The organism is Streptomyces sp. NPDC007917, from assembly GCF_042959105.1.
In the GTDB taxonomy this organism is placed as follows: Bacteria; Actinomycetota; Actinomycetes; order Streptomycetales; family Streptomycetaceae; genus Streptomyces.
Map to the genome: position 1 here is coordinate 64,085 of NZ_JBIBKK010000001.1, position 22,140 is coordinate 86,224.

A 22,140-nucleotide genomic window follows, 5' to 3' on the forward strand; every position below is an offset into this window, starting at 1 on the left:
GCGCGGCGCCCCGCCCCCGCTCCCAGCGGTAGCTGGGGGAGAACCGAGCCGCTGAAAAGGCGCGGCGTGCTGGCTCAGGCCTCTACCTGGGACGCGGCGACGGCCGGGGTGGTGCTGGCCCGGCTCGGCCCTCGGCCGCCGCTGTCCTTCTTCACCCCGGCCGAGGAGGCGGCCGCCGGGCCGCTGCTGGATCTGCTGCTGGCGTGCCGGCCCGACGGTCCGCCGATCCCCGTGCTGCCGGTGATCGACGCCCGGCTGGCCGCCCGCGAGTTCGAGGGCTGGCGGTTCGCGGACATGCCGGAGGACGACGAGGCGTGGCGCCGCTCGCTGGCCGCGCTGGACGAGGAGGTCGCCGTGCGGCACGACGGCCGCACCTTCGGCCAGGTGACCCACGGCGACCGGCACCGGCTGCTGCGCCACATCCAGGACCTGGGGAGCCACGACTGGTACGGCATGCCTGCCGGACACGTCTGGACGCTGTGGACCCGCTACGCGTGCACCGCGTACTACGCCCACCCGTACGCCTGGGACGAGATCGGCTTCGGCGGCCCGGCCTACCCGCGCGGCTATATGCGGCTGGGGCGCGGGGCGCGCGAGCCGTGGGAGACCGCGCCCGCCCAGGACGGGGCGGAGACGGGCCGGTGAGCGGGGCGCGGTGGTGGCGCCCGGCCACCGGCACCCTGCGCGAGACGCTGCGCCCCCAGGGTTCGGTGCGGGCCCGCAACGCCTCGGCCTGGCTGCCGCATGTCACCCGGCTGCGCCCTTCCATGCGGCGGTTCGAGGACGACGACGAGGTCGACATGGTGGTCATCGGCTGCGGCGCCGGCGGCGCGACCTTCACCCAGCGGCTGGCACACGCCGGGTGGCGGGTGGTGTGCCTGGAGGCGGGGCCGTTCTGGGACCCGGAGCAGGACTGGGTGAGCGACGAGGCGGGCTCCCGCAACCTGTACTGGAACGAGCCGCGTGTCATCGGCGGCAGCCATCCCGTGCCGCTGGGGGCGAACAACTCCGGGCGCGGGGTGGGCGGTTCGATGGTGCACTTCGCGGGCTACGTGCCGCGTTTCCACCCCTCCGACTTCCGTACCCGCACCGAGGACGGGGTGGGCGCCGACTGGCCGATCCGCTACGAGGAGCTGCGCCCGTACTACGAGCGGCTGGAGCAGGAGCTGCCGGTGGCGGGCCAGTACTGGCCGTGGGGCGATCCGCACCCCCATCCGCACGCCCCGCACCCGGTCGGCGGCAACGGCGAGGTGATGCTGGAGGGCTGCGCGCGGCTGGGCATCGAGGCCCGGGTCGGGCCGGTGGCCATCGCCAACGGACGGTTCGGCAACCGCCCGCACTGCGTCTACCGGGGCTTCTGCCTCCAGGGCTGCAAGGTGGACGCGAAGGCGTCGCCGCTGATCACCCATGTCCCCGACGCCCTCGCGCACGGCGCCGAGATCCGCGACGGCGCGATGGCCACCCGCGTGGTCATGGACCCCGCCGGGCGGCGCGCGACGGGCGTGGCGTACGTACGCGGTGGCCGTGAGCGCCTCCAGCGGGCCAGGGCGGTGGCGGTGGCGGGCTACTCCATCGAGACCCCGCGGCTGCTGCTGAACTCCGCGGGCCCCGGCCATCCGCACGGCCTGGCCAACGGCCACGACCTGGTGGGCCGCTATGTGATGGTCCAGGGCGCCCCGCAGACCGCGGGCCGCTTCCCCGACGAGATCCGGATGTACAAGGCGCCGCCGCCCGAGGTGTCCAGCGAGGAGTTCTACGAGACCGACCCGGCCAAGCCGTACCGGCGCGGCTTCTCGGTCCAGACGGTGTCCCCGCTGCCGATCATCTGGGCCGAGCACGTCGCCGCGCAGGGCCACTGGGGCGCCGATCTGCGCTCCCGGATGCGGGACTATGTGCACTGGGCGACCCTGGGCGCGCTGTGCGAGTTCCTGCCCCAGCCCGGCAACAGGGTCACGCTCGCCGACGAGAAGGACCGGCTGGGCCTGCCCGTGGCCCGCTTCGACCACAGCCGGTGCGCCAATGACGACCTGCTGATGGCCGCGGCCCGGACGGTCATGGAGGACGTCCTGCGCGCCGCCGGGGCGGGCGAGCTGATGACCGTCGAGCGTTACGCGCACCTGGTGGGCGGCTGCCGGATGGGCCGCACCCCCGAGGAGGGCGTGGTGGACTCCGATCTGCGCACCTTCGCGGTGCCCAATCTGTTCATCACCGACGGCAGCGTGCTGCCGACGCAGGGCAGCGCCAACCCGGCCCTGACGATCATGGCGCTCGCGGACCGGGCGGCGGACCGACTGATCCGCAGCCGGGTCCCCGAGACACCCCCCGGGAAGGCGGCCAGGTCACGAAGGCGGACATGACGATGGACGCGACGACGGACCCGAAGACGGGCAGGACGACGGACCTCAAGGTCGACCGGCTCGACGTCACGGCGTACACGGTGCCGACCGACGCCCCCGAGGCGGACGGCACCCTCGCCTGGACCGAGACGACGCTGGTGGTGGTGGAGGCCCGCGCCGGGCGGACGACCGGGCTCGGCTGGACCTACGCCCCGGCGGACGCCGGATCGGTGGTGTGCGACCTGCTGCGCGGCGAGGTCCTGGGGCGCTCCCCGCTGGATGTGCCGGGGGCGAACGAGGCGATGAGCCGCGCGGTGCGCAACGCCGGCCGCCCCGGCCTGGTGGCCTGCGCGATCTCCGCCGTGGACCTGGCGCTGTGGGACCTCAAGGCGCGGCTGCTGGATGTGCCGCTGGTCCATCTGATCGGCGCGGTGCACGAGCGGGTGCCGGTCTACGGCTCGGGCGGCTTCACCACGTACCACGACACCCATCTGGCCACCCAGCTCACCGGCTGGGTGCACGGACACGGCATCGAGCGCGTCAAGATCAAGATCGGCGAGGACCGGGGCCGGGCCGTCGAGCGCGACCTGGCCCGGGTGCGCCACGCCCGGGAGACCATCGGCCCGCACGCCGAGCTGTACGTGGACGCCAACGGCGCGTACACCCGCAAGGAGGCGGTGCGGGTGGGCCATGCGCTGGCCGACCAGGGAGTCGGCTGGTTCGAGGAGCCGGTGTCCTCCGACGACCTGGAGGGGCTGCGGGTCGTCCGCGACCAGGTGGTGAGCGATGTGGCGGCCGGCGAGTACGGCTACGACCTGTCGTACTTCGCCCGGATGACGCCGGTCGTCGACTGTCTGCAGGCGGACATCACCCGCTGCGGCGGGCTCACCGTATGGCTGCGCGCCGCGGCCGTCGCCGAGGCCCACGGTCTGGAGCTGTCCGGGCACTGCGCGCCGCACGCACACGCCCACGCCGCCGCGTGCGTGCCCAATCTGCGCCACCTAGAATGGTTTCACGACCACGTGCGCATCGAGTCCGCGTTCTTCACGGGCGCGCTCGACCCCACAGGTGGCACGGTGCGGCCGGGTGCGAGCGGCGAGCCGGGCCACGGCATGGCCTTCCGGCACGAAGCCGCCACCGCGTATCGCGTGCTGTGACACACCTCCCCGTCCGCCCTCGTCCGTGACGTTTCCGGTTTCGGCCCCATCCGGCTGGCTACCCGCCCCGCGGAGCACCCGGAGCACCCGGAGCAGCCCGGAGCACCCCGGAGCCGAAAGGACGTGAAACACCATGCAGGTCGCCTTTCTGGTCGCGCCGGAAGGCATTGAGCAGGTGGAGCTCACTGACCCCTGGCAGGCGGTTCGGGGCGCCGGCGGCACCCCCCGCCTGGTGTCCACGAGGTCCGGCCGCGTGCAGGCGTTCCACCACCTCGACAAGGCGGACACCTTCGCCGTGGACCAGGTCGTCACCGATGCGACGGTCGACCAGTACGACGGTCTGGTGCTGCCGGGCGGGGTCGCCAACCCCGATTTCCTGCGGCTGGACAAGAGGGCGGTGGCGTTCGCGAAGGGCTTCTTCGACGCGGGCAAGCCGGTCGCCGCGATCTGCCACGCCCCCTGGACCCTGGTGGAGGCCGATGTGGTGCGCGGCCGGACCCTCACCTCCTGGCCGAGTCTGCGCACCGACATCCGCAACGCGGGCGGCACCTGGGTGGACGAACAGGTGCGGATCTGCGAGGGCGGTCCCAACACTCTGATCACCAGCCGTAAGCCGGACGATCTCAAGGCGTTCTGCGAGGCATTCCTCGATGTGTTCGCCGGGCTCGGCAAGAAGGGAGCGTCCCGATGACCGATCGAAAGCAACGCCAGCGCGAGATGTACCGCGCCGCCGACCCCGCCGAGGGACCGCTGACCACGGACCAGGGGGTGGCGGTCGACCACACCGATGACTCGCTCAGCGTGGGCGAGCGCGGCCCGACCCTGATGGAGGACTTCCACTTCCGCGAGAAGCTGACGCGCTTCGACCATGAGCGGATCCCGGAGCGGGTGGTGCACGCGCGCGGCGCGGGCGCGTACGGCTACTTCGAGCCGTACGAGTCCTGCGCGGAGTTCACCCGGGCCGCCTTCCTGCAGGACCCGTCCGTGCGCACCCCGGTGTTCGTGCGGTTCTCGACGGTGCAGGGGCCGCGCGGCTCGGCGGACACGGTGCGCGATGTGCGGGGCTTCGCCACGAAGTTCTACACCTCCGAGGGCAACTACGACCTGGTCGGCAACAACATGCCGGTGTTCTTCATCCAGGACGGCATCAAGTTCCCCGACTTCGTGCACGCGGTCAAACCGGAGCCGCACAACGAGATCCCGACCGGCGCGTCCGCACACGACACGCTGTGGGACTTCGTGTCGCTGCAGCCCGAGACCATGCACATGATGATGTGGCTGATGTCCGACCGGGCCATCCCGCGCAGCTACCGCATGATGCAGGGGTTCGGGGTGCACACCTTCCGGTTCGTGGACGCGCGGGGCCGGGGCACCTTTGTGAAGTTCCACTGGAAGCCCAAGCTCGGGGTGCACTCGCTGGTCTGGGACGAGGCGCAGGAGTGCCAGGGCCGGGACCCGGACTTCAACCGGCGCGACCTGTGGCAGGCGATCGAGGCGGGCGAGTACCCGGAGTACGAGCTGGGGGTGCAGCTGGTCCCCGAGGAGGACGAGTTCACCTTCGACTTCGATCTGCTCGACGCCACGAAGATCATTCCGGAGGAGCAGGTGCCGGTGCGGCCCATCGGCCGGATGGTGCTCGACCGCAACCCGGAGAACTTCTTCGCGGAGACCGAGCAGGTGGCCTTCCACACGGCCAACGTGGTGCCCGGCATCGACTTCACCAACGACCCGCTGCTGCAGGCCCGCAACTTCTCGTACCTGGACACCCAGCTGATCCGGCTGGGCGGGCCCAACTTCGCGCAGATCCCGGTGAACCGGCCGGTCGCCCCGGTCCGCACCAACCAGCGCGACGGCTACCACCAGTCCGCGATCCACAGCGGGACGAGCTACTCCCCGAACTCGCTGGGTGGCGGCTGCCCGGCCCTCGCCGGCGCGGACGGGTACGCGTTCTCGCACTACACCGAGCGGGTCGACGGCGCCAAGATCCGCAAGCGCAGCGAGAGCTTCAAGGACTTCTACAGCCAGGCGGCGCTGTTCTGGAACAGCATGAGCGACTGGGAGCGGCGGCACATCGTCGACGCCTTCCGCTTCGAGCTCGGCAAGGTCGGCGCCGTGCAGGTGCGCGAGCGTACGGTCGGCGAGCTGGCACACATCGACTCGGCCCTGGCGACGGCCGTGGCCGAGGGCATCGGGGTGGCGCCGCCCACCCCCGTGAACACCGAACACAAGCCGCTGGCCTCCCCCGCCCTCAGCCTGGAGAACCTGCGCGGCGACCACTCCATCCGCACCCGCCAGATCGCGGTGCTGGTGACCGACGGAGTGGACACCGACCAGCTCACCCAGGCCCAGGAGGCGCTGAGCGCGCAGGGCGCGGTCGTCGAGGCCCTGGCCGGGCACGACGGCAAGGTGCTCGGCAGCGACGGAAACGGCTACGCGGTGGACCGGGCACTGCCGACGGTCGCCTCGGTGCTCTACGACGCGGTGCTGCTGCCCGGCGGGCCGACCGGCACCCCGGAGCTGAGGTCGGACGAGGCGGCGATGCGGTTCGTCCGGGACGCCTACCGGCACGGCAAGGCGATCGGGGCGCTGGGCTCGGGCGTGGGCATCCTGTCCGCGCTGGAGCCGGAGGGGCTGCACATCGCCTCGGGCCACGGGCATGTGTGCGCGGACCGGGGCGTGGTCACGGACGCCACGACCGGGACGGCGAGCGAGGAGTTCACCCAGGCCTTCACCGAGGCCATCGCCGCCCACCGGCACTGGGACCGCCCCCGGCTGCGCTGCTGAGGGCCGAGTGGCAACGGGTACGGGCACCGCGCCCGGGGCGCGGTGCCCGTTTCTGTTGCTGTTTTCTGTCTCCGGCGCTCAGGCCTCGCGGCCGAGGAGGGCGAGCAACTTGGTCTGGGCGTCGGCCCCCGGCGGGGGCTCGACGGCGGCGGCGAACATCCCGCTCTTCTCCAGGTCGGCCGCGTACGGCGCCACCGCCCGCACCGAGAAGTCCACCAGCGCCTTCGGAATCCGCTCGTCCGCCCCGATGGCCCGGGACAGGTCCCATGCGTGGACCGCGGCGTCGATCGTGATCTCCGCGCAGTACTCCGCCGCGGGACTCTCGCCGTAGGAGAGCTCGACCGTACGCTCCAGGGCCCCCGGGGCGGTGAACGCCTCGCGGGCCGCGGTGGCCGCCTCGTCCCAGGCGGCGACGGGGTCCTCCCCCAGCAGGTCGCCCTCGAAGCTGTCGCCCTGCTCGGCGATCGTGCGGCCCTCCCGTACCAGCGGTGGCACCCACATCTGCTCGACCGCCAGATGGTTGACCAGGTCGCGCACGGTCCACTCGGTGCACGGCGTCGGATCGTCCCACTGGTCCGGCCGGATGGCGTGCACCCGCTCGGTGAAGAGCTCCAGCGCCTCGCCGTGCCTGGCGAGCAGCGGATTGTCGCGGCCGGACCGCTCGGCCTGTCGATCCCGCTCCCGGTCCCGATCCCGTTCCTGGTCAGCCATGGCGTCACTTCCTCTCGCGCAGTCGGGTGGCGGCGAGCGCGCCGCAGGCCCCGGCGGCCACGGCGGCGGCCGTCAGGAGGAGGCCGGGGCGGTGGCGGGCGAGCCAGGGCTGCACCACATGGCGCGCCGTCCGGTCGTCGAAGCTGCCGTGCGCGCCGAAGTCGTGGCCGCCGGAGCCGTCCGCGGGCAGCCACAGGTTGCCCGGGGTGTCCGGGTCGGCGGGTTCGGGGCGCTGCTGGGCGTCGAAGCCGGTACGGGCCAGGTAGCGGTCCAGCAGACCGGGGACGACGCGGTTGGCCAGCAGGGTGGCGGCGGTGCTGCCGCCGACCCAGTACTCCCGGCGCCGCGGGTGGTCGGCCGCGTACCGTACGGTGCGGGCGGCGACCTCGGGCTGGTAGATGGGCGGCAGCGGCTGGGCCTTGCGCGGCAGTCGGGTCAGCACCCAGTCGAACTGCGGCGTGTTGACGGCCGGGAGCTGCACCATCGTCACCCGCACCCCGCTGCGACGGTGCAACAGCTCGCAGCGCACGGACTCGTTCCAGCCCTGGATGGCGTGTTTGGCGCCGCAGTAGGCGGCCTGCAGCGGGACCCCGCGGTAGGCGAGCGCGGAGCCGACCTGCACGACGGTGCCGCGGTCGCGGGGCAGCATATGGCGCAGGGCGGCGCGGGTGCCGTTCACAAAGCCCAGATACGTGACCTCGGTGATCCGCCGGAACTCCTCCGGGCCCACCTCGGTGAAGGGCGCGAACACGGTCGTGAAGGCGCTGTTCACCCAGATGTCGATGGGCCCGAACTCCTCCTCGACCTGCACCGCGGCCTCGTCCACCGACTTGTGGTCGGCGATGTCCAGCGGCACGACCAGCGCCTCTCCACCGCGCCGCACCACGTCCTCGGCGGTGGCGGCCAGCCCCTCGCCGCCACGGGCCAGCAGGGCCACCCGGTCACCGCGGTCGGCGAAGGCGCGGGCCGTGGCCCGCCCCACGCCGGCGCTGGCACCGGTCACGACCACGACCTTGGGCCGATGGTGCGCCCCCGTTCCTGGCAGTTTCCCCATACTCGGCTCCCCTCCCGGCGCGCGCTCGGCACACCGTCTCAGCGGGTCCCGTGATGCGGCCACAGCCGGTGCGACGCCGCGTGGGGGTGCGTTCCGGCGGAGTTCTTGAGCGCGGCGGCGACCACGGTCAGCAGCACACCGACGATCAGCGCGGCGATCCACACGGGCATCGCCAGCCCGAAGAGCAGCACCAGGCACGCGGCCAGCGCACCGCCTCCGTAGAGGGCCGCGGCTGCCGCGCCGGCGTACAGCCGCACGGTGCGCCGCCCGGACTGCTCGCGCAGCTCCGCGCCCAGCTCGTCGCGGACGAGGCGCACCTCTTCCCGGACCTGCTCGCGGATGGCGCGGGCCATGGGTTCTGACAGGTCCCCGGCCGAGAAGCCGGGCACATGATCTCCTGCTCCGGAATTCGACTTATCAGTCATAAGCGACAGGTACCCATGCCCCCGACGGCCTAACACGGCGGGAGTGGCGGTGCCACCGGTCACGCGTCGCGACGAGCGGACACGGCATCGGGCGCGGGCCCCTGATCTCCCGCGCCCGATGTCGTCCCTCACTCCCGATGGCCGCTCGGCCGACCGTCGGGTCCCCATCCCCGGCATCGTCAAACCTCGTGTCGATGGCCGCGCCACGGGTACGCGGGGAGGACGCGAAACCGGGACCTCCCGGGAGGGAACACATGCAACTCGGATTCCTCAATCCGCTCTTCGAACGCCCAGGCCCCTGGGCCACCGTCTACTTCGACACCTCGCACCACGACCAGTCATCGGCCGAGGAGCGGGAGCGCTCCGCACGCGCCGCCTGCCGCCGGCTGCAGCAGCAGGGCGCCGATCAGGACACCTACCGCGCGGTGTACGACGCGCTGTGCGCGCTGCCGCCCGCGGCGGAGCCGGTGGGCCGGGCCGTCTTCGCCACCCACGGCGAGGTGGTGCTCGACCCGCCCCTGACCGCTTCCCCGGGCGGAGTGCGGGCCTGCTGGTCGGCGCTGCCGCACGTGGGGCCGCTGCTCGACCTCGGCGGGGAGGACCCGTCGTGCCTGGTGGCGTACATCGACCGCACGGGCGCCGACTTCGAGCTGCGCGGCGTGCGGGGCGCCACCTCCGCCGGGCGGCTGAGCGGCAAGCAGTGGCCGGTGCACCGCACCGCCACCGCCGACTGGTCCGAGCGCCACTTCCAGCTCAAGGTCGAGAACACCTGGGAGCACAACGCCGCCCGGATCGCCGAGGAGCTGCGCGCCCGCCAGGAGCAGACCAACGCCGACCTGCTGGTCCTGGTCGGCGACGCACGAGGGCGGCGGGCCGTGCACGACCGGCTGCCCGAGCAGCTGCGCTCCGCGACCGTCGAGACCGAACACGGCGGCCGGGCCCTGGGCTCGGCCCCGCGCGGCACCCGCGCCGCCCGGCTGCTCGACCACGATGTGGACGAGGCGCGCGCCCGGCACATACGGGACCACACCGACGACGCGGTCGAGCGGTTCCGGGCGGGCCGGGTACCCGCCGACGGGCGGCTGGACGCGGCCGAGGGCGTGCCCACGCTCGTCGACGCGGCGCGCGAGCACCGCATCGACACCCTGCTGGTGCGGCCCGACGGCGCCGATGTCTACCGCGAGGTGTGGGTGGGCGCCGACCCCGACCAAGTGGCGCTGCGCCGCACCGACATCCAGTACCTGGGCGACACCCGGCCCTCGGCGGCCCGCGCGGACGACGCGCTGATCCGCTCCGCCGCCGCCACCGGGGCCGAGGCGGTCGCCGTGCGAACCGCGCCCGACGACCCGGACGCCCTGCCGGTCGGCGGGCTCGGGGCGCTGCTGCGCTGGCCCTACGAGGGCAGCCCGGCCGAGCCGTGAACCGCGAAGGTGAGGACGACGACATGCAACGAGGCAGTGACCGGCTGAGCGTCCGCAAGGACGACGAGATGAAGCACGAGCTCCAGGGCCTGATCCGCTCGGGCCACCCCACCCGGGCCGAGGAGTGGTACGACCCGGAGCCGGCCGCGGACGACGACCCCGAGGCCACCACGGCGCCGCCGCGCGGCGCGGGCGGCGAGGCGGAGGCGCTGCGGTTCGAACTGGCCCGGCACCTGGGGCGTACGCCGTTCCCCGCCAAACGCGGGGCCCTGCTGCACGCCCTGCACGAGGCGCACGCCCCGGACCGGCTGATCGAGCTGGTCGGCGACCGGCTGCCCGAGGACCGTACGTACCGCACGGTGCAGGAGCTCGTCTCCGGGCTCGGCCTGCACCCCAGGACGTAACACCCGGGACACCCCCTTCACCCATACCGTTCGCCCGTATGGTGAGACGCCACTCTCGCGATACGAGATGGCGGCGTACGGTGGCGACAGCCCATCAGGTCGCCTCGAAGGGGAGTCGAGCCATGCCCGACGACACCGGCACAGCCGCCGCCACCGTCTACACCCACGGACACCACGAGTCGGTGCTGCGCTCGCACACCTGGCGCACCGCGGCCAACTCCGCGGCGTATCTGACCGGCCTGCTCAAGCCCCATATGCGGATTCTGGACATCGGCTGCGGACCCGGCACCATCACCGCCGACCTGGCCGGACTGGTCCCCCAGGGCGAGGTCGTCGGGGTGGACGCCGCACCCGGCGTCCTGGAGCAGGCCCGGTCGATGGCCGCGGCGCGCGGAGTGTCCAACGTCCACTTCGCGGTCGGCGACGTCTACGAACTGGACCACCCCGACGATTCGTTCTGCGTCGTCCACGCCCACCAGGTGCTGCAGCACCTGGGCGACCCCGTGGCCGCGCTGCGCGAGATGCGCCGGGTGTGCAAGCCGGGCGGCATCGTGGCGGTACGCGACTCCGACTACTCCGCCATGACGTGGTACCCGTCCGTCCCCGGACTGGACGGCTGGCTGGCCCTCTACCAGCGGGTGGCCCGCGCCAACGGCGGCGAGCCGGACGCCGGCCGCAGACTGCTGTCCTGGGCCCGCCGGGCGGGCTTCACCGACATCACCGCGACCGCCGGGACATGGTGTTACGCCACGCCCGAGGAGCGGGAGTGGTGGAGCGGCCTGTGGGCCGACCGCACCGTCGCCTCGTCCTACGCCCGGCTGGCGGTGGAGGGCGGCCACGCCACGGAGGAGGAGCTGCGGCGGATCGCGGACGCGTGGCGCGAGTGGGGCGCGGCGGAGGACGGCTGGTTCACCGTGCTGCACGGGGAACTCGTCTGCCGCGTCTGAGCGGCGCATACGGCGCCTGTACCACGCCCGCCGCGCGGGCTCACGCCCCGTATGACGCCCGGCGCCTCGTCAACTAGGCTCGCCCGCATGGACATTCTCGGGACCTCGCTACGGGTGTGCGTCAAGGATCTGGACGCGGCGATCGCCGTGTACGAACGGCTGACCGGCGCCGAGGCGCTGCGCTTCCAGCGCGGCGGTGTCGCGGTGGCGGCCGTCGGCTGCTTCTTCCTGATGAGCGGTCCCGAGGCGGAGCTGTCCATCCTCCGCAAGGTCACGGCGACGCTCGCGGTGACGGACGTGGACGAGGCCGTGGCCGATCTGAAGGCGGTGGGCGCGGAGATCATCGCCGGTCCGCTGCCCACCCCGATCGGCCGCAACCTGGTGGCCCGCCACCCCGACGGCTCGGTCTTCGAATACGTCGACCGCAATCAGGGCCAGGCGGCCTGAGCGCCACCCTCCCTCCCGCCGGCTCTCAGGCCGGCGGGAAGGGTTCCTCGCCGAGGTCCTCGTCGTCCTTGATCCGGACCGCGTCCTCCTCGGCGGACAGCCCGCTGGTCGACCCCTCCTGGGAGTAGACGTCCTGCTCGCGCGGCAGATCGGGGTCGGGCTCGTCGTAGAGCAGCCCGGCCCGCTCCTCCTCCGCCTCGATGGGCCGCTCCCACGGCTCCGGCTCCTCGTCCCGCAGCCGCTCGTCCAGGGACTCGCGCTCCCGCGCGCCCTCGTTGGTGGTCGAGCGGTACCCGGCGATCGTCGGCTCGTCACCGGGCACCGGCAACTGCTGCGGATCGCTCGCGCGCTGCTGCTCGGGGGTGCCGTCCTGCAGGTCCGGGATCCCCTCGTCCTCGGGGTCGGCGCCGGGGTCGTGCGGCGTCTTCACGGTCGCGGCTCCTTCCGTGTGTGGTTCCGGAGGTCCGCCGAGTGCCCCTGACGGCCGCCCTTATGCGGGCCGCATCCGGAACTCGTACCGCTCCGGGAGCGGGTGCCAGGCGCGCGCCCGCTCCCGTACGGCGTCGGTCACCGGCTCGCCGTCACCCGCGATCAGCCGCTCCGCGATCGCGTACCAGGTGTCGCTGATCGTCTCGTCGCCCTCGCGCAGATCCGCCACCTCGAAGCCCTCGTCGAAGATCGCCCGGGCGGCCCCGGCCTTGTTCTGGGCCAGCAGCACCTGCGCCGTGAGCAACCGGAAGCGACCGCGCTCACGGATGGTGGGGCGCAACGCGTCGAGCACCGTACGGGCCTCCTCCGCGCGCCCCACCGCGAGCAGCGCGGCCACCGTCTCACGCCCGAGCGCGGCCTCGGCGGCCTCCGTCCCGGCCTCGGCGGCCGGGGCGCCGCCGAGGCCTCCCGTCAGGCCCGGGGCCGCCGCCGGGGCCGCCGGGGCCGCCCCCGAGACCGACGCCAGGGCCGGGGCCGGGTCCGAGGTCCGGGCCGCGGCGAGGATCAGGTCCATCGCGCGCCTCAGGCGCTCCGCGGCGCGGGACGGGTGGCCGGCGGCGGTGTCGGCGACGGCCAGGCAGCGCAGTGCCCACGGCGTCTCCGTGCACCGCAGCGACCTCTCCCAGCTGCGGGTGGCCTGGGCGTGGTCGCCCGCGTGCCACTGGGCCACGCCCAGGTGGTATTCGGCGGCGGCCGTGGAGGGCGCCGACTCCAGGAGGTCGCGCCAGGCGGGGGCGGTCAGGGAGCAGCCGGGGTCGGCCGGGGGACCGCCCGCCTCCCAGGCCGGAAAAGTGCCGGTGCGCAGCAGGCGGCGCCACGGCTCCTGGGGTTCGCCGAGCGTGTCCGGGGGGAAGGGGGTGCCGGGCAGCCGGTAGCCGCCGCGCTCGACCTCGAGCGCGCCCCACCCGGAGCCGGTGGCCAGCCGCTCCCCGGGCTCGGCGTCGGCGTACGGGCGCCAGGCAGCGTAGGCCGCCGCCACGGCGGCACGCGGCGCGGCGGACTCCAGCCGGGCCTCGACCTCCCGCCGGGCCGCCGCCCAGTTGCCACCGTGGACCGCCGCCGGGTCGGCGGCCAGCGGTCCGTACGCCTCCAGCCAGGCGAACTCCTCCCCCGCGTCCAGCCGGACGTGCTCCAGCTGGGTGCGGGCGAGCCCGGCCTGGATCTCGGCGTATCCGGGGGTGCCGGGTTCGGTCAGCCACCGCTGCCAGCGCCGGCCGCCGGGCCCCGCGCCCCACAGGAAGAGCTTGCGGCCGCGCAGCAGGTCGGTGGAGGTCTGGACGAGGCCGTGGCCCTCCCGGTCGAGGGAGGCGATCCAGGGGCGCGCGTCCTGGGGCAGGTCGTAGAAGTAGTCGGCGGGGTAGGCGCCGTGCAGCGGGTACGTCCGGTCCTCCCCGTCCCATTCGGGGACGGGAACGTGGCGCAGGGTGCGGCTGTAGCCGAAGTGCCAGGCGGCGTCGGCGGGGGCGAGGACGCGGGTGCCCTCCGCCTCCGGGACGGCGATGTTGGACCACCAGTAGACGGGCGCGGGCTGGTGGTGCGGGTTGCGGACGCGTACGCCCACGTACAGGAAGTCGGAGTCCTCGGGCAGCCACAGGTCGACCTGGAAGGGCAGGTCGCGCAGCCGCTCCCACTCCCACAGCCGCACCATCTCGCCGCCGTCGGGCGCGGGGACGCGGGCGGCGTGCAGCGGGGCGCAGGCCAGGGTGGTGTGGCCGGTGGCGCCGATGTTCCACTCGATGCCGCCGGAGAACCAGGCGCCGCTCAGCCCGAAGTCGGCGGGCTGCAGCACCGGGTTGCGGTAGAGGAGTTCACGGCCGGTCGGTTTGTGGTGGAGGGAGTGCACCCGGCCGCCGAGGCCGGGCAGCACGGTGACCCGCAGCCGGTCGTTCTCGAGGACGAGGGCGTCGAGCCCGGCGGGGGCCCGCCCGCGCCCGTAGCCGTCGCGCAGCCGCACCGGCAGCACCGAGCCCAGCGGTTCGTAGGCGGACTGACGGGCCATGTCGGCGGGCAGCGTGGCGCGCGTGGCCTCGTCGATGCGGTGCACCTCGCGCGGGAGCCGCAGCGCGGGCAGGGGGTTCTCGGGCCCGAGCGGGGCGGCGGGAAGGGTCAGGGTGGTACGTCGCAGGCTCGTGGCCACGGGCTGCCTCACTCCGACTGCCGTGGGTCGCCCCCGGCTGCGGCGACCGTCCGGTGACCATGGAACAACGGCGGGGCCGAGCTGAACAGAGCGTCAGCTGAAGCTGATCAGAGGCGCCAGCTCTGTGCGTGGAACATGTCGCTGGTGATGGCGTAGCGCTCGTGGTCGCGCCACGCGCCCTCGATGTAGAGGTAGTCGGGCGAGAAGCCCTCCAGCCGGAAGCCGTACCGCTTCACCAGCGCCAGCGACCCCTCGTTGCCGGGCTGGATGTTGACCTCGATGCGGTGCAGCCCGAGCGGCCCGAAGGCATGGCCCAGCACCAGCCCGAGCCCTTCGGAGACATAGCCGTGCCCGGCGTGGGGCGCGAAGGCCCCGTAGCCGACGAAACCGCACTGGAAGGCGCCGCGGACGATGCTGTTGATGTTGATGAAGCCGGCGATCGCGCCGGTCTGGGGCAGACAGACCAGGAACCCCTCGTGGTCGTCCCGCTCCAGCTTCGTCATGAAGGTGTCGAAGGCCTCGTCGGTGGAGGGCGCGGTCAGCCACGGGTGGTGGAGGGCGGCGCTGGTGCGGGCGAGCCGGGTGAACTCCGCGCGGTCGGTGCGCTCGGTGTGGCGGATGGCCACGCGGGGTCCCACGGCGACGTACGGCGTGTCGGGCATTCGCACATCTAAGCCCGCCGGGCCGGTACCCGTCCAGCACATCCCTACGAGGCCTCCTCCAGCAGCGCGTACGCCGCCGCGTACCCGACGGTGACATCAGCGGCTGACGCCGCGGGTCCGGCGGAATCGGCGGCGGCCGTGGCCAGGTGGTCGGTGGGCAGGTCGGTCAGCGTCCATGGGCCGACCGGCACCGGCCGCTCGCCCGTGCCGACGTAAGCGATCGCCGGGTCCTGGGACAGGCCCGTGCCGATGCCCTTGAGATACGCCTCCTTGCGGGTCCAGCAGCGCGCGAAGGCGGCGGGGCGGTCGGCCTCGGCGAGCGCGGCCAGCTCGGCGCGCTCGGTGGGGTGCAGGCTCTGGGCGACCTGGTCCACGACGGAGGCGGGCTGCACCTTCTCCACATCGGCGCCGATCGGCGAGCCCGCGAAGGCGAACAGCACCAGGTCACCGGCGTGCGACATGTTGAAGTGCAGCGGCGTGCCGACGACGGCGGGGCGGCCGTGGGGTCCGCCGCAGCCGGGGCAGTCCTCCCGGGTGAACGGCACCGCCGCGGGCTCGGTGTCCAGATAGGCGCCGAGCAGTTCCCGCAGGCCCAGGTGCGCGGCCGTGTACCGCTGCTGGTCCTCCGTCCGTACGAACCTCGCGGCGCGCTCCCGCTCCTCCGCGTCGAGGATCTTGGCGGGCGCGCCCTCGTCCATGGCGGAGATGTACCGGGAGACGCTGAGCAGCCAGGTCTCGGGCCCGTCGGGCCACGCGCCGGCCACGGCTGCGGGCAGCGGATCGCGGCCGACGACGCGCGGCGCCCTTGGGGATGTCAACTCGCTCCTCCAGATGGGTCGGTGAGGCGGGCTCGGTTCACGGTACGCGGTTCACTCGGCCAGCTCCAGGGCCGGAATGCCGGGCGGGGTCAGCCCGAACGCCCGTGCGTACAGGCCGAGTTCGGCTTCGACGGCGCGGATCATGGTGTCCGCCCGGCGGAAGCCGTGGCCCTCGCCCTCGAAGGTGAGATACGCGTGCGGGACGCCGCGCCCGGCGACCGCCCGCAGGAAGAGCTCGCACTGCGCGGGCGGGCAGACCGGGTCGTCCAGCCCCTGCAGCAGCAGGAAGGGCGCGGAGACCTTGTCGGCGTGATGGGCCGGTGAGCGGTCGCGGTAGCGGTCGGGGACCTCCGCCGGCGGCCCGATCAGCGACTCCATGTAGCGCGACTCGAAGTCGTGCGTCCCGTCGTCGGTCCAGTCCGTGGGGTCGAGGACCGGGTATTTGACCGTGCCGCACGCGTACAGCCCGGTGGCGGCGAGGGAAGCGGCCGCGGTCCAGCCGCCCGCGCTGCCGCCCCGGATGGCGAGCCGGGCCCGGTCGGCGCTGCCCTCCTCGGCCAGCGCCTCGGCGACGGCCGCGCAGTCCTCGACGTCCACCACGCCCCACTGCTCGCACAGCCGGTCCCGGTAGGCGCGGCCGTAGCCCGTCGAGCCGCCGTAGTTGACCTCGGCGACGCCGATGCCGCGCGAGGTGAAGTACGCGATCTGCAGGTCGAGCACGAGCGGGGCGCGGTCGGTCGGGCCGCCGTGCGCCCACACCACGTACGGCGGCAGCTCGCCGTCGGGCGCGGTGTGGCCGGGGTTGTGCGGGGGGTAGATGTGCGCGTGGACCTCCCGGCCGCCCGGCCCGGTGAAGGTGCGCTCCACCGGCTGCGGGTAGTAGGCCGGGTCGACCGCGTCGGTGTGCGCCGCGCCGATGACCCGGGCGTGGCCGGTACGGGTGTCCAGCTCCACCACCTCGTACGAGCTGTGCGGGCTCGCGGCGACGCCGACGACCCGGCTGCCGGCCACGGCGAGCGTCGCTTCCCACTCGGTCCAGCGGCCCGGCGCGTCGACCAATTCGCCGGTGCGCGGATCGAGGATGCCGAGCCGGGCGGCGCCCCGCCCGTGCACGACGGCGATCAGCCCGTCGGCCAGCGGCGCGAACCAGCGCCGCCCGAGCGTCCACAGCGGCCCGCCGAACTCCTCCTGGCGGTGGGGGCCGACCGCGGTGCTCGGGATGACGCCGTTGCCTGTCGCGTCGGGGTCGATGCGCTGCAACTGCCACCAGCCGCTGAGGTCGGAGACGAACAGCAGGGTGCCGTTGGCGTCCCACTCGACCTGCACCACCGACTCGTCCGTCTCCCCCACCACTGGGCGCACACCCTGGAAGCGGCCGTCCTCCGCCACGTCCGCCACCATCACCACCGTGCCGTCCCACGGCATCCGCGGATGGTCCCAGGCGATCCAGGCCACCCGCCGCCCGTCCGGGGAGAGCTGGGGCCCGGTGACGAAGCGGTGGCGGTCGTCGGAGAGCTCGCGCACCGCGGCGCGGTCGTCGGCGGCCGAGCCGTCCAGCGGCACCGCGGCGATCACGCGGCGTACGTCGGTCGGCCTCTCGCCGGTGAACTCCTCCAGCACGCCCCACACTTCACCGCGGTCGGCGTGCAGCCGCAGGTCCGCCCAGCGCAGCCCGCCGCCGACGTCCGAGACCGGGGTCAGCGGGCGCGGCGGGGCGCCTTCCGGGTGGTCCGGCTCGTACGCGTACAGCCGCTGGTCGGCGAAGTGCGCGAAGACGACGAGCGGGCCGCCCGCCGGGCGGGGCACGGCGGCCCACGGCAGGCCGCCGTACTCGATGACCCTGCTGCGCACGTTCCACGGCGCGGGCAGCGCGTCGGCCTCCGCCCCGCCGGGCCGGCGCCGCATCAGCGTGCGGCGCCCGCCCTCGTCGGGGCGCGGCGCGGTCCACCACACCTCGTCGCCGACCGTGCCCACGTACTCCGGGCGGCCGTCGTGCGACGCGGCGAGCGCGGCGTCGATCGGGGACCGCCAGGCCCCGTAGGGGGCCGTGGCCACCGTGCTGTCTCCCATCCCGTCACCCATTCCGTCACCTAACCCCAATGCCGCTGACTTTGTGATGAGTTCGGGACAACGACACGCCGTCGCTTCGGCGTGTCGCCGTCTCGTACTCACCGCAGATCCAGCCCCGTCGACCTGTCTCAGGCCCTCCGCAGGAAGTGGTCGAGCACCCGGACGCCGAAGTGCAGCGCACAGGCCGGCACCCGCTCGTCCACGCCGTGGTAGAGCGCCTGGTAGTCGAAGCCCTCCGGCAGCCGCAGCGGCGAGAAGCCGTATCCGACGATGCCGAGCCGGGAGAACTGCTTGGCGTCCGTGCCGCCGGACATGCAGTACGGCACGGCGTGTCCGCCCGGGTCGAAGTGTTCGACCGCGGCCCGCATGGCCGCGAAGGCCGCACTGTCGACCGGGGCCTGGAGGGCGACTGAGCGGTGGTGGAACTCCCAGTCGACGTCCGGCCCGGTGAGCCGGTCCAAGGTGGTGTGGAACTCCTCCTCGCCGCCCGGCACGATCCGGCCGTCCACATACGCCGTGGCGCTTCCGGGAATGACGTTGACCTTGTAACCGGCCTCCATGACCGTCGGGTTGGCGCTGTTGCGGACCGTCGCCTCGATGAGGCCCGCGGCGGGCCCCAGCTCGGCCAGCAGCGCGTCGACGTCGAAGTCGGCCGCGTCCACATCGGCCTTGAGCCCGCGCAGCGCCGCGATCTCGGTCAGCGCGCTCTTCACGGTCGGCGTCAGCCGCACCGGCCAGCGGTGCTCGCCGATGCGCGCCACGGCGGCGGCCAGCCGGCTGACCGCGTTGGCGCGGTTGACCTTCGAGCCGTGTCCCGCCGTGCCCCGGGCGGTGAGCTTCAGCCATGCCGTGCCGCGCTCCCCCGCGCCGATGGGGTACAGCCGTATCCCCGACCCGGCGTGGAAGGTGAAGGCGCCCGACTCGCTGATGCCCTCCGTGCAGCCCTCGAACAGCTCGGCGTGCTCGTCGGCGAGAAACCCGGAGCCCGCCTCCGCGCTGTCCTCCTCGTCCGCGGTGAAGGCCAGCACGATGTCGCGGCGCGGACGCACCCCCGCGCGGGCCCAGGCGCGGACGGCCGCGAGCACCATCGCGTCCATGTTCTTCATGTCGATGGCGCCCCGGCCCCACACCACGCCGTCGCGCACCTCCCCCGAGAAGGGGTGCACGCTCCAGTCGGCGGGCTCGGCGGGCACCACGTCCAGGTGGCCGTGGACCAGCAGCGCGGGGGCCGACGGGTCGGTGCCCTCGATCCGCGCGACGACGTTCGTACGGCCCGGGTCCCGCTCCAGCAAGGTGGCGTCGATGTCCACCTCGCCCAGCCGCTCCGCGACGTATTCGGCGGCGGGGCGCTCCGCGCAGTCGCCGCCCCCACGGTTGGTGGTGTCGATGCGGATCAGCTCGGAGGTGAACCGCACCACCTCCTCCAGCGCGAGCCCGTCGATCGCCTCGGCCGGCGACTCCAGCTCACCCATACTGTTCCTCCACCGCGGCCGAGACGAGGGTCGTGACCGCCTTGAAGCAGCGGATGCCCTCGTACATGGTCGGCGAGGTGTACGCCACGCGCCGCACCCCGCTGCGCTCCACCCCGGGCACGACCGTGGCCGCCCCCACCAGGTGCTCCGCGTCGAACTCCAGCTCGACGGTGAACGGCCCGGCCTGGACCGGCTCATGACGCCCCGCCAGCGCCGCCGCCTCCCGCGCCGCCGCCCGGATGTCCGCCGCCGTACGGGCCGGGGTGCGGCACACCGCCGCGTACCGCGACACATAGTCCTTCACCGCGACCGACCGCGCCTCCGGCGCGTACCCCTTGGCGTCCTCACACGTCCGGTCGTCCCCGGTGACCAGCACCACCGGCACCCCGTACTCGGCGACCACCAGCGAGTTCAGCCGCCCCTCGCTCGCGGGCACACCGTCCACCCACACGCCGGTGATGGAGTTGGCGAGGTAGGTGTGCGCGAGGACGCCCTCGGTCCCGGCGCCGGTGTGATAGCCGACGAACGCGATCCCGTCCACGTCGCCGTGCTGCACGCCCTCGACCATGCTCAGGCTCTTGTGCTTGCCCGTCAGCATGACGGCCCGCTCGTCCAGCTCCTCCAGCAGCAGATTGCGCATGGTCCAGTGCGCCTCGTTGATCAGCACCTCGTCCGCGCCCCCGTCGAAGAAGCCGGTCACCGCCGCGCTCACATCGGAGGTGAACAGACGGCGGCAGCGCTCCCACTGTGGCGTGCCCGGCAGCACGTCCGCGGGCCAGGTCACGCCCGTGGCGCCTTCCATGTCGGCGCTGATGAGGATCTTCACGACTTTCCTCGCTCCTCCCAGGTCACTGTGGCCACCTTTTCATCTGCACCCCGATCAGGACCGGAGCATTCCTGCCAACTATGCTTCCCGTGTCTTCTTGTCATGACCACCCAGGCCGGAGTTCCACCATGCCCGCCATCCGGTTGTCCGCAACAACGTCGATCCTCACGGCCGTAGCCGCCAGTGCGCTGCTCGCCGGCTGCTCAGCCTCGGTCAGCGCCGAAAAGTCCACGCCGAAACTGTCCGCGGACAAGCTGGCCACCACAGTCGCCGAAAGACTCGCCGCCACCACAGGCCGGCCGAAGCCGAACATCACCTGCCCCAAGGAGCTCAAGGGCAAGGTCGACACCACCACCCGGTGCAAGCTCACCGCGGACGACGGCAGCACCCTGGGCGTCACGGTCACGGTGACCGGCGTCGACGGCGACAACATCAAGTTCGACGTCAAGGCCGACAACACGCCCACCCCGGCCCCGCGCTGAGCACCGCGCCACCGGTCGGACAGACCCTGGAAGCCGTTCAGCCGCCGGTGAAGTACGACGGCAGGCGGACTCGCATGGTGCTGGCGATCTCCCGGAGAACGGCGCTGCTCACTGGGGGCGTGCGGGCTTCGAGGACTGCGACGGCGTCGCCGACCCGGGTGAAGTACTCGACGTACTCGTGGTTCGACCACCGCCACACTCCAGGAGCCACCGGGGTGCAGGCGGGTGACGGCACAGGGTGGACGCTGGTGAGCGCGGCGCAGTGGGAGGGTGGGGTGAAACCCGGCTGTACGGGGCCGACGGTCACCTGGATCTCCTGGTCGAGCTCGTCCATGGTGTTCGCGCCCCCGCCCGGGCTGTCGGGTGAGATCCGGTAGTAGAAGGTGGCCTCGTCCGCGGCTGCCGCCCTGTTGGTGCCCACGCCGTTCAGGTGGTAGCCCGCGGGTAGTTGCGGCCCGAGCAGGGGGACACGGGCATCGGCCAGTTCGTTCTCCTGCTTGCTCCGGGCGAGCTCTGTGGTGGCAAGCGAGTCGAGTGGCATCAGCAGGACCAGGGCGAGGGCCGCGGCTGCTCGCGGCCACAGCGGCCTGCGGGACTGGGTGAACCAGGCCGCGAGGGCGAACGCAGCCGCGTATAAGACAGGTTGGACGTACTGCGTGTCACCAGGGAGCGACCAGACCACGCTGATGCTCGTGACCAGATACCAGCCGATGCCGGTGCCGAGCAGAGCGGTGAGCCAGGCCGGCCGGATGTCGAGGATGCGCAGGGCCGCCCAGGTGAAAAGAAAGTGCAGGAAGGGCACGACGTAGGACCACAGGACGGCCAAGCCGAGGCAGCCATAGCCCGGCGCGTTGCAGTCGCTGGAGTCCAGCAACAGCCACGTCGCGAACACGGAAGCGGCCACCGCGGCAAGCCCGACCCCGGCGGCCCGCGCCGCACGCTTCACATGCCGCGACCGCTCCACAGCCGCCGGTTCGACCCGCGCAGCGCCCATCCTGCCCTCCCCCACCCCGCACCAGAGCGTAGTGGACCAACAGCCGCCGTGGCAGCCGGCCACCTCGTCGCGCGCAACACGGCTCGACCAGGGCTTCACCACGGCCGGCACCCCTGAGGTCTCCTTGGCCCCAGGCCTAAGGCACCCCCTGGGCGGCAAGATACGCAAGCCTCCCCATGTGGCGCCCCCACCTTGGACACGACGCTGGAAGCACAGCAAGAGACCAGCTCGTCCAAGGGGAACCTCATGTTGCACTACGAGTTCCAGGCCGCCCGCCAGGCCGCCGTCCTGGCCCGCGCCGCACAGCGCCGCCTGGTCCGCGAGGCCAGGCAGGACGCGAGGGCGGTCCGTACCACCGCCGAGCGCACCTCCGGCGCCGACAGCCGCAAGCACTACTTCCTACGCTCACGACGCGCGTGAAACGTCCGCCGCCGACCCCGCGCCGTGTGACGGAGCAAGGGCATCGCGGGGCCTGGCACCCGGCTGCGGCGGTCCCCGCCGCAG

The 22,140-nt window shown here is 73.3% G+C and carries 22 protein-coding genes; 11 read left to right on the forward strand and 11 right to left on the reverse strand.

Annotated elements, in window-relative coordinates; all coding sequences use genetic code 11:
• Nucleotides 1-66: 66 nt before the first annotated feature.
• From ACFZDL_RS00310 to ACFZDL_RS00330, 5 genes are all read left to right on the forward strand, one after another.
• Nucleotides 67-645, forward strand: a complete 579-nt coding sequence (locus ACFZDL_RS00310; RefSeq protein ID WP_353590529.1) for a gluconate 2-dehydrogenase subunit 3 family protein — start codon at nt 67-69, stop codon at nt 643-645.
• The gene (locus ACFZDL_RS00315; RefSeq protein ID WP_353590530.1) at nt 642-2,357 is read left to right on the forward strand and encodes a GMC family oxidoreductase; all 1,716 of its coding nucleotides are present in this window, start codon (nt 642-644) and stop codon (nt 2,355-2,357) included. The genes ACFZDL_RS00310 and ACFZDL_RS00315 overlap by 4 nt, the downstream gene beginning before the upstream one ends.
• Nucleotides 2,354-3,493: an enolase C-terminal domain-like protein gene (locus ACFZDL_RS00320; RefSeq protein ID WP_391189744.1), complete on the forward strand. Its 1,140-nt coding sequence runs from the start codon at nt 2,354-2,356 to the stop codon at nt 3,491-3,493. Before ACFZDL_RS00315 ends, ACFZDL_RS00320 begins: the two co-directional genes overlap by 4 nt.
• A 133-nt stretch (nt 3,494-3,626) precedes the next feature.
• Nucleotides 3,627-4,184, forward strand: coding sequence for a type 1 glutamine amidotransferase domain-containing protein (locus tag ACFZDL_RS00325; protein WP_353590532.1), 558 nt, complete (start codon nt 3,627-3,629; stop codon nt 4,182-4,184).
• The gene (locus tag ACFZDL_RS00330; protein WP_353590533.1) at nt 4,181-6,277 is read left to right on the forward strand and encodes a catalase; all 2,097 of its coding nucleotides are present in this window, start codon (nt 4,181-4,183) and stop codon (nt 6,275-6,277) included. The genes ACFZDL_RS00325 and ACFZDL_RS00330 overlap by 4 nt, the downstream gene beginning before the upstream one ends.
• A 78-nt stretch (nt 6,278-6,355) precedes the next feature.
• Here the strand turns inward: ACFZDL_RS00330 and ACFZDL_RS00335 are convergent, their stop codons facing one another.
• From ACFZDL_RS00335 to ACFZDL_RS00345, 3 genes are read right to left on the reverse strand one after another with little or no spacing between them, the layout of a single operon-like run.
• Complete coding sequence (locus ACFZDL_RS00335) at nt 6,356-6,988, reverse strand: TIGR03086 family metal-binding protein (RefSeq protein ID WP_353590534.1); 633 nt, start codon at nt 6,986-6,988, stop codon at nt 6,356-6,358.
• A gap of 4 nt (nt 6,989-6,992) precedes the next feature.
• Nucleotides 6,993-8,042, reverse strand: a complete 1,050-nt coding sequence (locus ACFZDL_RS00340) for an SDR family oxidoreductase (RefSeq protein ID WP_353590535.1) — start codon at nt 8,040-8,042, stop codon at nt 6,993-6,995.
• Nucleotides 8,043-8,080: 38 nt separating this feature from the next.
• Complete coding sequence (locus tag ACFZDL_RS00345) at nt 8,081-8,431, reverse strand: phage holin family protein (RefSeq protein WP_353590536.1); 351 nt, start codon at nt 8,429-8,431, stop codon at nt 8,081-8,083.
• Nucleotides 8,432-8,721: 290 nt separating this feature from the next.
• Between ACFZDL_RS00345 and ACFZDL_RS00350 the strand changes: the two genes are divergently transcribed.
• The 4 genes from ACFZDL_RS00350 (at nt 8,722) to ACFZDL_RS00365 (ending at nt 11,686) form a co-directional block, all read left to right on the forward strand.
• Nucleotides 8,722-9,888, forward strand: coding sequence for a Vms1/Ankzf1 family peptidyl-tRNA hydrolase (locus tag ACFZDL_RS00350; RefSeq protein ID WP_353590537.1), 1,167 nt, complete (start codon nt 8,722-8,724; stop codon nt 9,886-9,888).
• Between the two features lie 23 nt (nt 9,889-9,911).
• Nucleotides 9,912-10,292: a DUF2795 domain-containing protein gene (locus tag ACFZDL_RS00355; protein WP_353590538.1), complete on the forward strand. Its 381-nt coding sequence runs from the start codon at nt 9,912-9,914 to the stop codon at nt 10,290-10,292.
• Nucleotides 10,293-10,414: 122 nt separating this feature from the next.
• Complete coding sequence (locus tag ACFZDL_RS00360; RefSeq protein WP_353590539.1) at nt 10,415-11,239, forward strand: methyltransferase domain-containing protein; 825 nt, start codon at nt 10,415-10,417, stop codon at nt 11,237-11,239.
• An 87-nt stretch (nt 11,240-11,326) separates the two neighbouring features.
• Nucleotides 11,327-11,686, forward strand: coding sequence for a VOC family protein (locus ACFZDL_RS00365; protein ID WP_353590540.1), 360 nt, complete (start codon nt 11,327-11,329; stop codon nt 11,684-11,686).
• Between the two features lie 25 nt (nt 11,687-11,711).
• Here the strand turns inward: ACFZDL_RS00365 and ACFZDL_RS00370 are convergent, their stop codons facing one another.
• From ACFZDL_RS00370 to ACFZDL_RS00400, 7 genes are all read right to left on the reverse strand, one after another.
• Nucleotides 11,712-12,116, reverse strand: coding sequence for a DUF5709 domain-containing protein (locus tag ACFZDL_RS00370; protein WP_353590541.1), 405 nt, complete (start codon nt 12,114-12,116; stop codon nt 11,712-11,714).
• Between the two features lie 60 nt (nt 12,117-12,176).
• Nucleotides 12,177-14,312, reverse strand: a complete 2,136-nt coding sequence (locus ACFZDL_RS00375) for a DUF5107 domain-containing protein (protein WP_353590542.1) — start codon at nt 14,310-14,312, stop codon at nt 12,177-12,179.
• 107 nt (nt 14,313-14,419) lie between these two features.
• Entirely contained in the window at nt 14,420-14,974 is a 555-nt protein-coding gene (locus tag ACFZDL_RS00380; RefSeq protein WP_353590543.1) for a GNAT family protein, read from the reverse strand.
• 44 nt (nt 14,975-15,018) lie between these two features.
• The gene (locus ACFZDL_RS00385; RefSeq protein ID WP_353590544.1) at nt 15,019-15,792 is read right to left on the reverse strand and encodes a 4'-phosphopantetheinyl transferase superfamily protein; all 774 of its coding nucleotides are present in this window, start codon (nt 15,790-15,792) and stop codon (nt 15,019-15,021) included.
• Nucleotides 15,793-15,843: 51 nt separating this feature from the next.
• Nucleotides 15,844-17,862, reverse strand: coding sequence for a prolyl oligopeptidase family serine peptidase (locus ACFZDL_RS00390; protein WP_353590545.1), 2,019 nt, complete (start codon nt 17,860-17,862; stop codon nt 15,844-15,846).
• A 128-nt stretch (nt 17,863-17,990) separates the two neighbouring features.
• Nucleotides 17,991-19,334 (reverse strand): M20/M25/M40 family metallo-hydrolase, encoded by a 1,344-nt coding sequence (locus ACFZDL_RS00395; RefSeq protein WP_353590546.1) that lies wholly within the window; start codon nt 19,332-19,334, stop codon nt 17,991-17,993.
• Nucleotides 19,327-20,160 carry a M55 family metallopeptidase gene (locus ACFZDL_RS00400; RefSeq protein WP_353590547.1) on the reverse strand — a complete coding sequence of 278 codons (834 nt, stop codon included), beginning with the start codon at nt 20,158-20,160 and terminating at the stop codon, nt 19,327-19,329. Before ACFZDL_RS00400 ends, ACFZDL_RS00395 begins: the two co-directional genes overlap by 8 nt.
• A gap of 128 nt (nt 20,161-20,288) precedes the next feature.
• Here ACFZDL_RS00400 and ACFZDL_RS00405 point away from each other — a divergent pair, with 128 nt between their 5' ends.
• Nucleotides 20,289-20,642: a DUF4333 domain-containing protein gene (locus ACFZDL_RS00405; RefSeq protein WP_353590549.1), complete on the forward strand. Its 354-nt coding sequence runs from the start codon at nt 20,289-20,291 to the stop codon at nt 20,640-20,642.
• A 37-nt stretch (nt 20,643-20,679) separates the two neighbouring features.
• On the opposite strand, the gene ACFZDL_RS00410 is transcribed toward ACFZDL_RS00405, so the two are convergent.
• On the reverse strand, nt 20,680-21,636 hold the full coding sequence (locus tag ACFZDL_RS00410) for a hypothetical protein (protein WP_353590550.1): 957 nt from the start codon (nt 21,634-21,636) through the stop codon (nt 20,680-20,682).
• 246 nt (nt 21,637-21,882) lie between these two features.
• Here ACFZDL_RS00410 and ACFZDL_RS00415 point away from each other — a divergent pair, with 246 nt between their 5' ends.
• Complete coding sequence (locus tag ACFZDL_RS00415; protein ID WP_353590551.1) at nt 21,883-22,056, forward strand: hypothetical protein; 174 nt, start codon at nt 21,883-21,885, stop codon at nt 22,054-22,056.
• The last annotated feature ends 84 nt before the right edge of the window (nt 22,057-22,140 follow it).